Here is a 15,637-nt window from a genome sequence, read left to right on the forward strand (position 1 = left end):
CACGTCGAAGTAAAGAACGAGTGGGCCTCTTTCGCTGTTTGAACCTTGGCACATGAAGGCGACAGTCGGAACGACGTATAGGCGCGCCCTCGAATAAAAATTCTCGGGACGGCTCACCCGGTCTCACCCTCGCACCAAGTCGGCTGTTTCTCCACAGCCGCGCATCTCATCCACGAACGATCCTTGCAACAATCAGGAGCCTGGCCCGGCGTGACCATGTAGCGTGAGGCAGCGCGGGGCTTGCACTCCCACGTCCGTTATTAATCAGAATACATGGATATCTCCGGCGTAGCGGGTCCGAGTTCTGAGCCAACTGCGTGACGCGGCTCGCCTGGCGGGCCATATCAAGCTCACATATCCTGCAGGCCTCGCTCCGCAGTGAGGCCCGATAGCTTCCGCTGTCGGGCGCGGAGACCGGTCTCTGCACCCCGTTTCGTTTATCTCCCGCGTTCCTCCGGAGTGCGACGACCCCTCCTTCCCCCAATCGCTTCGAGCGGCCGCACCGCAAGCGCGCCTTGGATGTCTCCGTTGAAGCGATGTGTTCCGGCGTGCGTGAGCCGTGTGCGGGTGCAGACGTGAACCTTGCCGCCGATATCGCGCCAGCGGCGGCAAAAGGCGTAGTCTTCCGACAAATATCGCTTTGAAGATGCGTCGAACATCACGTCGAAAAAACGATAACAGTACTTTGCTTTGGCTTCCCGACCTGGCTGCAAATCGAAGTCCGGATAATATTGTAGGTCGGGATAGGCCTCCATCATCCGGTCAAACACACGCCGTTTGATGCACATGAACCCGGTCGGGGCGTCAGTTACTTCGAGATACCCATCGTCGTCGGGAATGAAGGACAGTCCGGCATCCTCATTCGCGTTTACCGGGTAAACCAAGGCGAGACTCTCGAATTGCTCCTGCGAAAGCGTCTGTGTCCCGGCGGGAATCTCGATTGGCCAATCATACTGCTTGATCGGATAGGCTCCCGCGACGACATCCAGGTCCGACGACAGAAACCTGAACACGTCCTCTGAGCGGAAGCCGACATCAGCGTCGATCCAGAAAACATGCGTCAGTTCTGGCGTGTCCAGAAATTTTACCAACATCTCATTGCGGGCGCGCGTGATAAGACTCTGACCATTCTCGACGGCGATCTTCATGATCATGCCGCGAGACCAGCAGGCATTCACAAGCGCCATCATGCTCTGCGTATATGCAACTGTGACCTGGTCGCCATACGCTGGCGTCAAGATCTGTGCCCTCACATCTTTCAGCGCTGAGTCATCCAAAGCCCTTCTCCTGCGGCCACAACGCTCCACGTCGCTTACCGATGGGCCTTACGGGCTCGCGCGGTCATGACGTATCGCACAATCGGAGCGCGTCTGATTGTTGTCTAGCAACCTAGCGCTCGTGCGGAGCGAATCTGCTGATCAATTTGGGTCGCATACTGATCATTTGGGGGGCCATGCTTCTGCGTCGCTTTACACGACTCGGCAACGAGCGGCAGCGTGAGTCGCGCCAAAACCTGGAGTAGCAATCACGCAAAGAAAAAGCCCCACCAACAGCAATTGGTGAGGCTGATTCCGTTTTCGTTTACGTGCACCCGGTGATCCGGGAAGGCATCATTCGATCGTTGATCAGTCGATCGTTCGACAAACAGAAGACGGGTCGAACCTGCCTTTTCCCGTCACCACTGTCAATACGGCAACGCCGATTCGGCGAACGGGATTGCTTTGCGTTTTCCAATGGAAAACCGCATGCGAACACATCTCCCCCAGCCCGGTTTGCGCGGGATCACTCCCGTGCAGATCGCAGCATCCTTGGCGACCGAAGCCATCAGAGACCGGCTTGGATCACCAAGCCGGGATCGACTCATTCTCGCTCAAAAGGATGCTGCTCAGGCCCTGGGCCTGCGGGGTGCCCCGCGCCACGTGCTGGAAAAACTCTGTGCCTGTTACGGAGGCAAACCGATCAAGAATGAGATCATCGTTTGGCCGGCGAGCAAGTGGCTCGTCGCGGCCACTGGTCTTGATGAGCGCACCATTCGCCGAGCAATACAGCAACTGATCGGCCTCGGCCTTATCATCCCCAAGGATTCCCCGCGCCGTTATCGCTACGCGAGTAAAGGCGCCGGCGGCGAAATCGAGGACGCGTTCGGGTTTATCCTCTCGCCCCTGATCCACCTCCATGCCGAGTTCGCCGGCATCGTCCTTCAGAAAGAGCGCGATCGCCAAGCTCGCGCCGCCCTCGACGACGACATCTCGCGACACAGGATCGCTACCCGCGCCGCCCTCACCGCCGCCGTTTCTTATGACCAGCAGCGCAAGACCGAGCCACTGCTTGCGGAGCTCACGGAGCTCGAGCGCAGAATCCCGCGCCGTGATCGGATCGCCCCGCGTGAGCCCATCCTGGCCTCATTGGTCGAATTGCGCGATCGAGCTGAGGGACTGTTCTACGAACTCACTAAGTCGTTGGACGATCGATCCAATGACAAGAAAATGCCCGGCTCAGCCGGGCACAATGCCCGCCATTTAGAAAAGGACCCTGAAAACTCTAACGAGATTTCCAAAGCGGCTTGCGAGAATGATGGGGACGCCGACCGCGGATCATCCGAACCGCCGCAACCCGCAATTGCAGCGTCAGATCAAGCCTTTCCGCTAGCTCTCGTCGTGGAGGCCTGTCCGGCGCTCTCTGATGCCGGCATAAATTGCCGTTCGGCCGCGGATTTTGTTGCCGCGGGGCGAATCCTGCGGCCTGGTTTCGGGGCTAGCCCTGATGCCTGGGCGGAAGGCGAGAATACCATAGGTTCGCTGCAAACTGCCCTGCTCGCGATCTATGTCCATCAGCTCGCGTCCGATGATGCCGCGGCAAACGGTCCACCGATTCGAGGATCCAGGCGGGCCAATTTTGGCGGCCTGTTCCGCTCTCTGATCCGGAAGAGCGCGGCCCGTCAATTCATGATCGCGACTGCCCTCCTCGAGCTCCGGCGGAAAAGAATGTCGGAGTCGCCCACTCTCGCCGGCCACGTATCGAGCGACCGGCGTCGGCTGGCCAACGCGGATCAACCGCGGCTGAGAGGCGGATTGGCTGGCGGGGCTTCGGTGTCAACTCGGGCGATCGCGCACCGGAAAAGAGCGAGCTTGAGAGAGACGAAGAGTTCAACTAGATCGGAAAGCGACGAACGCACCTCAACGAGAGATACTCCATGGCGCGTTGCCAGGCGGAGATAGCCCTGCCGTTCCGCCTCTTGCACCAACCGGCGTAAATGCGTGTCCGACACGCCAAAGCTCCTGGCTGTGTAGCGGAGATGAACAGGCACATCACTCCCGTTCCCTGATTGGGAAGTCGTCCAAATCCATAGCATCATCTCGTAGCCTGCAATGCGCCCATCAAAGAGGCGAATCGCCGGGACGGCATCGCAAAGCGCGCAGCCGTCGACATAAAGTTCGAGCGCACGCGTCAAAATCGCGTCCTTGAAGATGTCGTTACGGGCCAGCCGCAGCTCAAAACTGCCGTCACCGTTCATCCTGTCGAAGGCCCTCAGAAACGGCCGCACGAAGCTCCGCACCAGGTCCGCCAACGTATCCGTCGGTTCCAGGACAACCACACGTCGGTCGAACATGCTGCGGACCGAACGGAAATACCCGGCCGCCTTCATTAGGTCAACGAGATCGATGACACGATTGTGGCTTGCGAGCCGATGCTGGCGGGCAAACGCCTCGACGCGTGAAACCACAATTCCGGATATCGGGTCATTGACATCTCGCCGATAATGCAGCGCTACCATGAAGGCACAGATCAGCTGGCGGGCCTCGCCCGTTGCGATTGTGGTGAGAAGGCGATTTCCTTGAAAGATCCCGGCATACTCGCTGCAAAACGAACGCAGCGTCGCGCGAAACGCTGGATGTCGCCGGATCGCGGCCGCCGTACTCCGGACATCATCAGACAGCCGCGACAGATCGAATGGATTGCTTCCGGCAGTCGATGCCAATTACCGCCCCAAGGGCTGCGACGATGCGCTGATGATCGTGATTAAATTATCTGGTTTTGAGATAATCTGTAAATCGCATTATTTGGACGACCCTCGATTCCGAGCGGTCGGTCATGTCTCGCACACTGCACTCTTCAAGACATCAAGCCTTGAAGACCTTCCTGATCATGAAAAGGAAAAAGGCGGGCCTAACTCAGGCGGAGGTCGCGAAGAAGCTCCGCCGGTATCAATCCTTTGTCGCACAGTTGAAGTGGGACAAAGAAAGGTCGACGTCGTTGAGCTTCTTGCTTTTGCCGAAGCCATTGGCTTCGACCCGCGCGAGGCGATCAAATACCTCCTCAGCGTCAAGCCCGACTAGTAGCCGAGGCCCCGCTGTCGATGAAGCCAATCAGCGGCGCGTCACCGGGGCATCGCCGCTCAGCGCCGGTGCGTCCGCCGGCGTTAGGCGCCTCGGCGGTCGTAACGTCGGCGCCGGCGGCAGATCGATCGTCGTCACCTATTGACCGTCAGCACCGTGCGAATGGGTCCCCCGTCAGACGCGCGCGATACATGCTAATCGAGGGGGCGACGTAGCGATCCAGATAACCTCGCCGCCCTGTAGCGAATGACATCCTTCGATCTTTCGCTCCTGCAGCCGGCGTTCGCCGCGATGTTTTTGATCTCGGCGACGAAATTATTGTATGGCGCGTGCTTTTGACGGGGCGACGCACCGCGCTGGCAGGCGTCGAGGCGCCCGCGGATGTCCTGCATGTCCTCAGTCGACCCGGCTTGAGCGCCTTCATACTAACTTCTGACAAGTCTGAGCACGCCGCTCGCGCGCAGAGTCGTCTTGTCACCCGCCGCCTTGCTTTTGAATATCGTCAGCAATTTTTCCAGCTCTGCGAAGACAGAATGTGGAGGCTCCTCCCATTGAAAAAGAAGGTATTGAACGCCTGCCACCGACAGGCCTGTGATGCCTCTCAACTGATCAACTTTAGGATCGTTAAGGTCGGCAGAGTGATCGAACTGAGGGGGTATTTCGTCCGTCATACTTAGTTCTCATCATTTCTATTACCAAACACTACTCTAGCACCTCCATCACGCTGCATATTGGGATCACTCTCGAAATGATCGAATCATGAACGAAAATGATCAATGCGTGACACATACGGGCCACTCGAGCGCTGCTGGCTGGTGTCTCAGCAACAGCTCGCTGATAGGGCGATCGTTTCGTTAAATGCCCAAGCGCACTCAAGAGCGCGCGTAACCAGTCGGAAAGACACAACGTGTCCAATTCCAGCTAAACTGAATTAGACCAGCCTCTCCAATCTGAGCGTGCTACAGGAGCTGGTATCTCGCGCTTGATCACAAACGGTTAAACGCCCCTTTCGCCTGTTCGGGCGGATAATGCAGCGGTCGAAGGCAGCGCGCTCACTCGATAGCGCGGTGCGATTCGTTTCTGCGCAGGGGATATCGGAAAACTACCGGTGAACCGCCCGCACACGGACCACCGAACAAAAATCCCTGCATGAGATCAATCCCAAGCGCATGGAGCGTATTCGCTTCCTTCTCTGTCTCCACCCCTTCTGCTATGAGCCGACTGCCGAGGTCTTTGCACATCGCCACAATACCCTGAACTACGCACCGTCGCCTGGCGCTTGCGTCGATTCCCCGGATCAATGCCATATCCAATTTGACAATGTCCGGCATCAATTCGACTAGCGAATTCAGGCCGTTGTATCCCGCACCAACATCGTCGAGTGCAATCAATATCTTGCTATCTCTAAGTGCGCCAAGCTTATCACGCACCTGCTTGGTGTCTGCTATCCGCTCGTTCTCAACGATTTCAAACACCAAACGTTGCTCTGAGAAGCCAATCTCGCGGGCTGCACTAACCGTGCTATCCAGTCCAAATTGTGAATCACAAATTGCATTAGGAACAATGTTAAGATTTAGCCGCGCGGGAAGCCCGCTCGCTTGGGCCAATTGGACAGCCCACTCCCTACAGAATGCATCGAACTCAATTATCTGAGATCTCGGAATTTGACTGAGAACGAATGCCGCACCTTCGCCGGACGGACCGCGCAGCAACGCTTCGTGCGAGAATATCGTGTCGCCGTGCCCCATGTTCATGATTGGCTGAAACCAGATCGTAAACGCCGGCCCCACATTTGAGAGGGCTTGCTCAACACTGTCTTGCACGCCTAGAGTCTTACTCCTCATTCCATACGTCGGGCACTCCTCCCGCGAGGAGTGTAGCTTCGAAGGTTGCGTTTTGCTAAACAAGGGCGGCTTCTGGTTCGGCGTCTGGAACGATGTTACTGAATAGACCTAAGAAGATGCCCAGCGATAGGAAAGTTGGACGCAAATTTGTAAGCTAGTGGCTCGTCACAGTGATTTTGACGGTTTGATACCGAGCCAGCTTAGGATCGGCAAGCTCTCTGGCGGCACGAGGATTTCGATGCTTCTGGGGATATCGGCTCGACGGCGAATGAGGCCGTTACGTTCGAGCGTGACGATCATCTGATGGACTGAGGGCGGGCTAACACCGAAGTGACGCTGCATGTCGGCTTCGGCGGGGGGCCGTCCGAACATGTGCGAGTAGGTATAGATGAAAGCCAGATAATGGCCCTGCTTCTCGGTAAAGCGTGCGCCTGATTTTTGACTCATGGATCGATTCGTCCGGAGCCTCCGACAGGGAGGCGAACGATGAATGTACGGTACCGGGTTGAATTGAGCCAAGCCGAGCGAGAGGAACTGACGGCGATGCTGAGCGGCGGCAAGCATGCCGCTCGCAAACTCAAGCGGGCCCAGATTTTGCTGGCGGCCGACATCGGCAGCCGCGACGAGGAGATTGTCCGGACCGTCAGAGTAAGCGCCTCCACCGTCTATCGGACCAAACGCCGCTTGGTGGAAGGCAATCTCGATCGGGCCTTGAGTGAGGAGCCGCGTCCCGGTGCGGAGCGCAAGCTGACCGGCAAGGAGGAAGCCCTGCTGGTGGCGACCGCATGCGCCAAGCCGCCCGCTGGCCGGAGGCGCTGGACGCTGGCGCTGCTGGCCGACGTGATGGTCAAGCTCACCGATCATGACAGCCTGTCGGGCGAGACCGTGCGCCGCCGGCTGGCCGATAATGACCTCAAGCCGTGGCGCAGGGACATGTGGTGCATTCCCCATGTCGATGGCGAATACGTCGCCCGCATGGAAGATGTGCTCGATCTCTACGCTGAAGCGCCTGATCCCGAGCGGCCGCTGGTCTGCTTCGACGAAACCCCCGTCCAGCTCATCGGCGAAGTGCGCCAGCCGATCCCACCCGAGCCGGGAAAGCGCGAGCGTTACGATTACGAGTACCGCCGCAACGGCACCGTCAATCTCTTTGTCGCCCTCGATCCGCATCGGGCCTGGCGTAACGTCAAAGTCACCGAACGGCGCACCGCCGTGGATTATGCTCACTGCATGCGCGAACTCGTCGATGTCCATTACCCCAAGGCCGCCTGCATCCGTGTCGTGCAGGACAATCTGTCGATCCATGCCCCCGGCGCCCTCTACCAGGCCTTTGCCCCCGCCGAGGCCCGCCGCATCCTGCGCCGCCTCGAGTTCCACTACACCCCGAAACACGCCAGTTGGCTCAATATGGTCGAGATCGAGATCGGCGTGCTCCAAGGGCAGTGTCTCGGCCGCCGGATCGACGATCCAAAACGCCTTAGAAACGAGATCGCAGCATGGGAGCGGCAGCGAAACAAAACTCGCGCCCGTATCAACTGGATGTTCACAACGGACAAAGCTCGCACCAAACTGGGGCGCGCCTATCCAGGCATACCCAAAGAGTCAAAATCACTGTGACGAGCTACTAGATCTTTTCCTTGCTGTAGACGCCATTACCTGAACTTTCCTAGTGTACGTTGGACCACATGGAGCAGTGATGTCGACCGCGTCAGAGAGACAGGAAGCATCGTCCCTACCCCTCGAAGCACCGCCCGAGACCTTCGATGCCGCCCCTCCTCCCGTGTTCCAACAGCTTTTGCCCATTAGGCAGAAGACACAGCGCTGATCTCGTTGATCCCACCGACCGTTCTGCAAGAGCGACCTTACTATAGCAATCTAGACATCGCGCCCTTTGCGGCGGCCGGCTTGGCCTATCGGACAAGCTGTCAGTGTCACTGCAGAAATCGCCCGTGCTACCATTCGTATCGCGCTCCAACCCCGACGGATGTCGAACCTTTCGCGTCGACATCCGATTCGACCCGAATGTGGCGCGTAACGTCCACATTGGCCGACACGCCGGACTGGCTGGCGCTCGCACCTGTCCGCACACCCACGCTCAGCCTGTCGCCGATGGCGCGCGACGCACCGACCATCGGGCCGCCAGCCCCGGCACCCACGTCCAGGCTGTCGACGCCGAGCGAGCGGCGCATGCGGTCCATCGTCCCCTCGCCGCCGCTCGCGAACTGTGCCGCCGCCTCTGCGAGTTGCAGCGCCTGCGACGTCGTCAGGCTGCCGGACGCCTTCTGGAATAGGATGCGCGACAGAATCTCGTCCTGCGGCAATTCCGGCTGTGACGTGAAGGCGAACACCGGCGCGGCCGCCGGCCCGGAGATGCCGACCTGCGCGGTGATGTCGGAGGCTGCGATCTCCGCCGCGAAGTCGAGCTCGGGGGCAAGATCGCCGTTGAAGGAGAGGATGCCCTTGGTGAAGGTCAACGTCTTTCCGAGCACCGCCAGCTTGCCCTGATATAGCGAGAAGGCGCCCTTCGGCACTGGAGCGTTGGTCGTACCGCCCACATGCACGGAGCCGCCGAGCTCCGCAGTCACCCCACGGCCGTGAATGAAGACGTGGTTCGGCGCCGAGACCGAAACGTCAAGCGCGGCATTGAACAAAGCCGCACGCCCCTTGCTGCCTTTCAAGGCTTCGGCCTTGCGCGCCGCCGCAAGGCGCGCGGCCGCCTGACCCGCGGCGTTCACGTGGTTGATGCCGTCGATTGGCTTCAGCGTCGACGGCAGGCGATCGGGAATATCGACGGCGACGTGGGTGAGGTCGATCCGGCCACTGATCCGTGGATCGCGCGCCAGGGCACCGCTGACGTCGATCGCGAGATTGGCCTGCGCGGTCGCAAGCGCACTGGCCGCGAGGGTCGCCCGTTGCCCACGGATCGAGACCGTCCCCGGGAAGCCTGCATCCGGGGCGACCCGCACCTGGCCGGAGCCCGACAATGTGCCGCCGTTGGGCGTCGCTGCGGTCAGTCGCTCGACGACGATACGGTCGCCTTCGGCGGAGACTTTCGCCTCGATGTCGTCGAAGCGTGTGCCGAGCAGGCTGTCGCGGAACGTGCCCGCGCTCAAGGTGGCGGCACCGCCGATCTGGGGCCTGGCGCGCGTGCCGCCCAAACGGGCATCGAGCACGACGGTGCCCGCAACGGTGCGGCCGGACGCCGATAGCGCCGCATTGGCGACGGCTGCATCGAGACGGCCTTTCGCGGTCAGCGCGATCGGGCCCGTGGCATCGAGTGGTACCGTACCCGAGGCGGTGATCGTGCCGGCTTTTCCCGCCGCGATCGTGGTGGCGAGACTGGCGCGGCTTCCCTCGAGGCGCCCATCCGCCGCGACGTCGATCGGCGGCAGGCCGGCGCTGCGGCTCTGCGGCGCGCTTAGCTGTTTGACAGATACCTTGTACTGGCCTGTCGGGGCGCTCGTCGAGCCGGCGATCACAGCCGAGGCGTCTAGCGTCCCGGCAAGGCCCAGGCCCGGCATCACGACATCGGCCTCGGGAAGCGGGATTGCGCTCGCGATGGCCTTGACGTTCAGCGTCTTGCCTACGCTGCCGTCGACCGTGAACCGACCGTTGCCGACGCCGAGCGCCAGATGCTCGATCAGCACGCTTCCGTCGTCGAGCGTGAAGCTCGCCGGCCCCTGCAACACGATCGCCCTGGCGCCGCGCCGCGCGGTGAAGCGGTTGAGCTCGAACCGCGTGCGATCCCTGGCCGTCAGCACGCCTCCAGCATCGAGATCGAAGCCAGCCGCCTTGGCCGACAGACCAATGATGCTCGTGCCAGCGTTTCCGCGCGCGGTCAGGGCGACGCTCGAGACAGCCTGGCCGGCAATCTCGGCGCCGGTGACCTTGGCGTCCGCGTTGAGCAACGGATGGCGGTAAAGATCGGCCGCATCGGCGCGCAGATCGAAACTGCGGATCGCGGCGCCGGCGGCGCGGACTGCCGCACCCTTGCCGGCGAGACGCACGGATTGCTGACCGCCATCGGCGGTTGCGGCAAGATCGAGCGAAGCGGAGCCGGCAAGGTCCATGAGGGCTAGCGGCGAGAGGTCGGCGAGCGAGCCGGCTGCGAAATGGAGTTCCCCGCGCGCGAGGCTTTGCGCGTCGACCGTCCCTGCCCCCTTCAGTGATACCGAGCCGATCGCGATGTCGACGGTCTTGGCGTCCCATCCGGCAACAGCCGATGCCGCTGCGTCGCCGCCTTGACGGCTCACTTGCACAATCCCGCGGGCCGGCTTGCCGTTGACCGAGCCGTCGAGCCTGGCATCGATCGTGCAGGGTCCCTTGACGTCATTGACGGTCGCGGCGAGTTCCAGATGCGGAATGGGACGGCGCATCGCGGTGGCGCGATCGACCGAAGCCGAGAACGACACGCCGGGACGCGCGAGCCCTCCGGTGAGGCCGACGTCGACAGCTGCCACACCGGTGAGGCGCGCATCGGCCGCGGCAAGATCGGGCAGACTGATACGCGCCGACAGATCGCTCGTCTCGCGGGTCACCGTTCCCTTGGCGCGAACCGCGACATGGGCACCGTCGAGCGAAACGTCCCGGACCATATAGATGTCGCGGCCGGTATCTGCGCCGACATCCGCCGCAAGCGAAACGCGCGGTCCCGTGAGCCCATCCAATGCGGCGAGTCCCGTCGCGATCTGCTCGCCGGTGCCGGACAATTTGGCGCCGAAGCGACCGTGCTCGCGGTCGGCGTCGAGATCGAGACCGAGCGCCACCGCGCCCTTGAGTTTCAACCCGGCGAGATCGCTGAAGCGGCCGAGGTCAGGCAGGTTTCCGGTCGCACGGCCATGCAGCCGATCGGGGCTGACATCGCCGGCATAGGTGGCGTGGACCGTGGGCGTGCCGATCTCCAACCGCTCGATGGTGGCGTGGCCGCCCAGATCGGTGCTGCCGCGGAGCAAGAGCGAAGCGGCGTTGCCGATGGCTGCTGCGAGACCGGGATCGCGCGGCGCGATGCCGGAGGCCCGCAAATTCGCATCTAGCACGATATGCGTTGCCAGGTCGCTCGCCTCTGAGTGAGGAATCGCCGTGAGCGAGGCGTCGAGCGAATCGATATCTCCATCCGGCAGGCGGGCGCCTGACAGCGCCAGCTTGGCCCTGAGCGTCGGGGCCTTGATCGGTCCGTTGGCCCGACTGTCGAAAACCAGGCTGCGGATCGAACCCTGGTCTGTTTCCGTGACATCGCCATTGCTCGGCAGGGCGCGGATCGAGGCCGAGAAATCCATGACTTTGTCGGCACCGAGCAGGCCCTTCACATCGAGCCGGGCGAGGCGACTCGTGAGCGCCAGCCCATCCAGCACGACGCTGCCGTCGTCGCCGAAATGCGTCGTGCTGTCGAGATTTGTCTCGCCGGCAAAGACGGGCGCGGCAACCGACGGCAGCAGCGGCCCGAGATGGCTCGACAGACGGGTTGCAAGGACCCGGCCTGCCCCGTTGCGGTCGAGCGTGATCGCACCGGTCGCATCGATGGTGGGACCGGCCTGAAACTTCAGAGCACCGCCGAAGCTGTCGAGCGTGCCCTTGCCACCCAGCGCGAACGTGACGGGCGGCTCGCCCGGCAGATGACCGATTTTGGACATCAGTCCGTGGGCGGGCTCGTCGAGCATGACGTCGAGGGTCAACGCGTTTCCATGCGGCACAAAGGCGAGCGCGGCCTTGAAGCGGCCCGGGAAATCGTTGCGGGTCGCATCGAGATTGAAAACGAGGCCCTCCGAGGGCGAGCCCAGTTCGGTGTTGCCGGTCGCCTTCACGCTGAGCGCTTCGCCGAGAATGGACTGGCCCAGCACCAGCGCATGCAGGTCGAAAGCCTTCACCTGCACCTTCACGGGAATGTCCGGCAGAATCGGCTGGTCGGACGCCGCGGCGGGCTCGTCTGATGGCAGCGGCTTTCGCTTGATATCGAGCGTGCCGATCTCGAGCCGATCGATCTCCAGCCGCCCCATCAGCAGCGCGGTGCGGCGCCAGACGAAACGGGCCTTGTCGAGGGTCAGCCAAACTCCGTCCTTGTCGGTGATGCTGACGTCGCGCACCGTGGCATCCGATGACAGCACGCCGTCGACGGCGCCGATATGGACCTGGGTCGCGGGGGTTGAAAGCGTTCGCGAGACGAGGCCCGCGAGCATGTCCTGCTGGTTCGCGTCGGACATGCCGGCCATTCCGTAGAAGACGATGCCGAGCACAGCGACAGAGACGACCCCGAGCGCCGCGATGGCAAAACCGATGACCAGCGCACGGCGCGCGCGCATCAGAAGGCTTGCCCTATGCTGACATAGATCGCGTACCGGCTGTCGCCCGGTCGCGGATTGAGCGGGGTCGCGACATCGAGACGGATCGGGCCCACCGGCGTGAGATAACGCAGGCCGAGCCCCGCCCCGTAGCCGACATAGTCGCTGAAGCCCGGCAGCGACGAGTGCGACACCGAGCCGAAGTCCAGGAACGGCACGAGGCCGATGGTCGGCGTGATCCTGACGCGCACTTCTGCAGAACCTTCGATCAGGCTGCTGCCACCGGTGATCTGACCGAACATCATCGGCGAGATGGTATTGAAGCCGTAGCCGCGCACGGATCCGCCGCCGCCAGCGAAGAAACGATGCGAATCCGGAATGTCGGCCAGCGGCGCGCCCGCGAGCGAGCCCGCGGCCAGCCGGCCCGCGAGCACGTAGTCGGCCTGCTCGTCGAGTGCGTAATAGGCCGAAGCCGAGACGCGGCCCTCGAACAGATCGATCGTGGAGCCCATCAGCTTCGGATAGGCATTGACGGTCGCAGCAAGCCGCACACCGCGCGTGGGATCGAGCGGATTGTCTGTCGTGTCGTAACGGCCGGTCGCGGTGAAGCCGACGAGCGTCGCATCGACTCGGCCCAGCACGTCCTGCGATTTCGATTGCTCGACCTGAAAGCCGCCTTGCAGCGAAGCGGTCTCCGAAAAGCGATGCACCACGCCGATCGTGCCGCGCACCGTGTCGTCGGTATAACCACCGAGCTCGTTGTTGCCGACGCGCTCGCGGAAGGCGGTGGCTTCGATCAAGAGGTCGTTGGGGGTGCCGAACAGGCCCGGCTTGATGAACGTTCCCGTGAATCGCGCGCCGAAGTCTGAAGCGTGGAGATTGCTGAAACCGTTGAAGGACGTTCCATCGACCCGCTGCAAGAGGGAGGCGGACGCCTCGAGCCGCAAGCGCTCGCCGCCGCCGAATATGTTCCGATCCTCGTAGTAGCCCGAAATGCCGGGACCATCGACCGTCGAATACTTCGCCGAGAGACCGACCGCGTGCCGGGGGCGATCCGTCACATCGATGAAGACCGGCAGGTTGCCGTTGGCGTCGAGCTTGTCGGCCTCGCGGATGCGAATGCCACCGATGGCGGGCATCTTGGCGATGGAGGTCTTGGTCAGCGCCAGCCGCTCGGGAGAATAAGGCTCGCCTTCCTTGAGATAAACATGGGTCGCCACCACCCGCGGGTCGACAGCACCGTCGCCCGAGATGGTGACGGCGCCGATGCCGGCCTTGGGCCCGGGTTCGACCCGCATACGAAGATCCATCGCGCCAGCTGCGTGATCGACCGTTGCCTTGACGTCGGCGATCTTCGCCAACGGATGTCCGCTGCTGCGGAACCAGTCGACGAGTTTAAGCTGCGCGGTGCGGAGATCAGCCGAAACAGCCGGATCTCCCGGCTTCAGCCCGAAGGCGCGGCGCGGCAGCCCCTGCGGCGTCTGGTCGTGCGGATAGTCGACGTCAATGGTGCGCAGCTTGAACAGCCGACCGAGCCGCGCGGTGACCTTGATCGGAACGACGGCCTTGTTGCGAAGTGCGTCGGCCCGATCGGCCGCGGCGGCAAATCCGGCCTCGTCCAGCGGCGAGACGGGAACTCCGTCGATGGCCACATCGACTTCCGCGTTGTAGCGACCAAGGCCCCAAAGCGTGTCGAGCAGCGGGTTGATGTCGGCCTGAAGGCGACGCGCGAGACCGTCTCCGTCCGGTGGCGGTTCCTGTCGGAGCCGATAGGTAGCGGAGGCGTCACGCAAGGCCTGTTCGGCATCGCTATCCTCCTTGCCGTCCTCCGTCCTGGCCTCGATCACCAGACGATAGGACAATGTGGTGGTGCTGACCGGCGGTGGGTCGTCTGAACCGAGCAGGCCAAAGAAGTCGAACGCGTGAGCCGACCCGCTCAGCGAGCAGGAGACGATCGCTGCGACGGCAAAACCAATACGCAACCCTCGTCCGCCTCGCGCTGGCCGCCCCGGCGACCGGACCAGGAATCGTAGCGCGGCACCAAAGGAACCTTGCGCCGCGCTAATGGGCGTTGCGAGACGGCAGACAAATGCCGGAGCAAGTGTCGTCGTGGAGATAACGTCGACTGGGAAGAGACGCCGTATAGCTTGCCAACGCCGCATTAAGCCAGCAATGGATCTCACGTCCGGCTTGTAGCCTGCAAATGGCAAGCGCCACCCCGCGGCAAAAGTTGGCCGCCCGCAGGCAGCAAACGGAAGTCATTGACATCCGGCACGACGACGACCGGTAGAACGTGGTCCGGTCAAAAACTTTGATGATCGTTCCGGCACTTTCACATTCGAGCTTTTTGTCGTCTGAGAAGTGCAGTTACGAATTCTGTGCTCCCGTTTCGATGTCACGCAGATGCCTCATGCATTAGATCGAAGCCGATCAGAAGGGCGAGCTAAGCATGACACACCGGAGCATAGATCCGAATCTCAACGATCCGAGCTGACAGAAAATATCCACGTCTCTGCAGCGCATCTCCAGCAGGAATGAGCGATGACTTCCGCAAGGAACGTCAGGGCACGGGTCGAGCGGCGAGTTTGGCAAGGCGCGCCAGCGCGGCACCGAAACCCTTCATCGAAAGCTCAAAGTCGACCGGATTGCCGCCATCGTAAGTAACCATGCGAACCACAACCTTCTGCTGAGTGCCGAGGACCTTGACCTCATCGGCGTTGAATTCTGTAGTCGCTAAGCACCCGTTCGGCAGGCAGGTCAGCAGCTCGATCTTTCTGAAGTCTTTGTTGCCGACCTTGAGGGTAACACCCTCCGACAACTTGATCCCGAAGGCTGCGGTGATCGTTCCCGCCAGAGACCCGGCCTTGGCAGCGGGACGAAGCAGTATCGACAATACCTTCTGGTTCGTCGCGTCTTGGAAGAGCTCCGCACTGATCTGGCATTGCCTGTCGGCATTGCGCGCATCACAGCGGAAGGCCCAGGCATCGTAGGTTTCCATGATCGTCGTAGGCTGGCTGGTCGTCTCCTGGGCCAAGATCTGGTTCGAAGGCGATGCGCCGATGAAAAGGATCCCGGCGAACAAAGCTGCCAGGAGCAAAACGGAAGTTCGGACCACGGAGTACTTTCGTGAGGGGAGAAGTTGACGCGCGCACTGACGGAGCGGACGCGTCCGACTCGCGCG

Annotated in this window: 10 protein-coding genes and 1 pseudogene; 3 read left to right on the plus strand and 8 right to left on the minus strand. The window is 61.8% G+C overall.

All coding sequences use genetic code 11. The features are described 5' to 3' along the window. Positions 1-437: 437 nt before the first annotated feature. Complete coding sequence (locus ACVIHF_RS00835) at positions 438-1,277, minus strand: hypothetical protein (protein ID WP_253610498.1); 840 nt, start codon at positions 1,275-1,277, stop codon at positions 438-440. 468 nt (positions 1,278-1,745) lie between these two features. Between ACVIHF_RS00835 and repC the strand changes: the two are divergent. Continuing rightward, positions 1,746-2,966: pseudogene (repC, locus tag ACVIHF_RS00840) on the plus strand (plasmid replication protein RepC); the annotation flags it as partial. Between the two features lie 83 nt (positions 2,967-3,049). Here the strand turns inward: repC and ACVIHF_RS00845 are convergent. Then, a complete protein-coding gene (locus ACVIHF_RS00845; protein WP_253610500.1) occupies positions 3,050-3,979 on the minus strand; it encodes a hypothetical protein in 930 nt (309 codons plus the stop codon). 31 nt (positions 3,980-4,010) lie between these two features. On the opposite strand from ACVIHF_RS00845, the gene ACVIHF_RS00850 reads away from it, so the two are divergent. Then, entirely contained in the window at positions 4,011-4,337 is a 327-nt protein-coding gene (locus ACVIHF_RS00850) for a hypothetical protein (RefSeq protein WP_456791458.1), read from the plus strand. Between the two features lie 425 nt (positions 4,338-4,762). On the opposite strand, the gene ACVIHF_RS00855 is transcribed toward ACVIHF_RS00850, so the two are convergent. From ACVIHF_RS00855 to ACVIHF_RS00865, 3 genes are all read right to left on the minus strand, one after another. Further along, entirely contained in the window at positions 4,763-5,008 is a 246-nt protein-coding gene (locus ACVIHF_RS00855) for a hypothetical protein (RefSeq protein WP_253610502.1), read from the minus strand. 381 nt (positions 5,009-5,389) lie between these two features. Further along, entirely contained in the window at positions 5,390-6,160 is a 771-nt protein-coding gene (locus ACVIHF_RS00860) for an EAL domain-containing protein (RefSeq protein WP_253610503.1), read from the minus strand. A 186-nt stretch (positions 6,161-6,346) separates the two neighbouring features. Further along, positions 6,347-6,628, minus strand: coding sequence for a LexA family protein (locus ACVIHF_RS00865; protein ID WP_310885818.1), 282 nt, complete (start codon positions 6,626-6,628; stop codon positions 6,347-6,349). Between the two features lie 39 nt (positions 6,629-6,667). Between ACVIHF_RS00865 and ACVIHF_RS00870 the strand changes: the two genes are divergently transcribed. Continuing rightward, complete coding sequence (locus ACVIHF_RS00870) at positions 6,668-7,798, plus strand: IS630 family transposase (RefSeq protein WP_076829362.1); 1,131 nt, start codon at positions 6,668-6,670, stop codon at positions 7,796-7,798. 335 nt (positions 7,799-8,133) lie between these two features. Here ACVIHF_RS00870 and ACVIHF_RS00875 read toward each other — a convergent pair whose 3' ends face one another. From ACVIHF_RS00875 to ACVIHF_RS00885, 3 genes are all read right to left on the minus strand, one after another. Continuing rightward, positions 8,134-12,477 carry a translocation/assembly module TamB domain-containing protein gene (locus ACVIHF_RS00875; protein ID WP_253610504.1) on the minus strand — a complete coding sequence of 1,448 codons (4,344 nt, stop codon included), beginning with the start codon at positions 12,475-12,477 and terminating at the stop codon, positions 8,134-8,136. Beyond that, the gene (locus ACVIHF_RS00880; RefSeq protein WP_253610505.1) at positions 12,477-14,438 is read right to left on the minus strand and encodes an autotransporter assembly complex protein TamA; all 1,962 of its coding nucleotides are present in this window, start codon (positions 14,436-14,438) and stop codon (positions 12,477-12,479) included. The genes ACVIHF_RS00875 and ACVIHF_RS00880 overlap by 1 nt, the downstream gene beginning before the upstream one ends. Before the next feature lie 578 nt (positions 14,439-15,016). After that, entirely contained in the window at positions 15,017-15,571 is a 555-nt protein-coding gene (locus tag ACVIHF_RS00885) for an invasion associated locus B family protein (RefSeq protein ID WP_253610506.1), read from the minus strand. Positions 15,572-15,637 lie beyond the last annotated feature (66 nt).

It is taken from the genome of Bradyrhizobium sp. USDA 4506 (assembly GCF_054058795.1).

Bases quoted from the DNA above. Each gene is read 5' to 3' on its own strand.
- ACVIHF_RS00850 (WP_456791458.1), top strand. From the start codon at position 4,011: ATGATCGTGATTAAATTATCTGGTTTTGAGATAATCTGTAAATCGCAT.
- ACVIHF_RS00855 (WP_253610502.1), bottom strand. From the start codon at position 5,008: ATGACGGACGAAATACCCCCTCAGTTCGATCACTCTGCCGACCTTAAC.
- ACVIHF_RS00865 (WP_310885818.1), bottom strand. From the start codon at position 6,628: ATGAGTCAAAAATCAGGCGCACGCTTTACCGAGAAGCAGGGCCATTAT.
- ACVIHF_RS00870 (WP_076829362.1), top strand. From the start codon at position 6,668: ATGAATGTACGGTACCGGGTTGAATTGAGCCAAGCCGAGCGAGAGGAA.
- ACVIHF_RS00875 (WP_253610504.1), bottom strand. From the start codon at position 12,477: ATGCGCGCGCGCCGTGCGCTGGTCATCGGTTTTGCCATCGCGGCGCTC.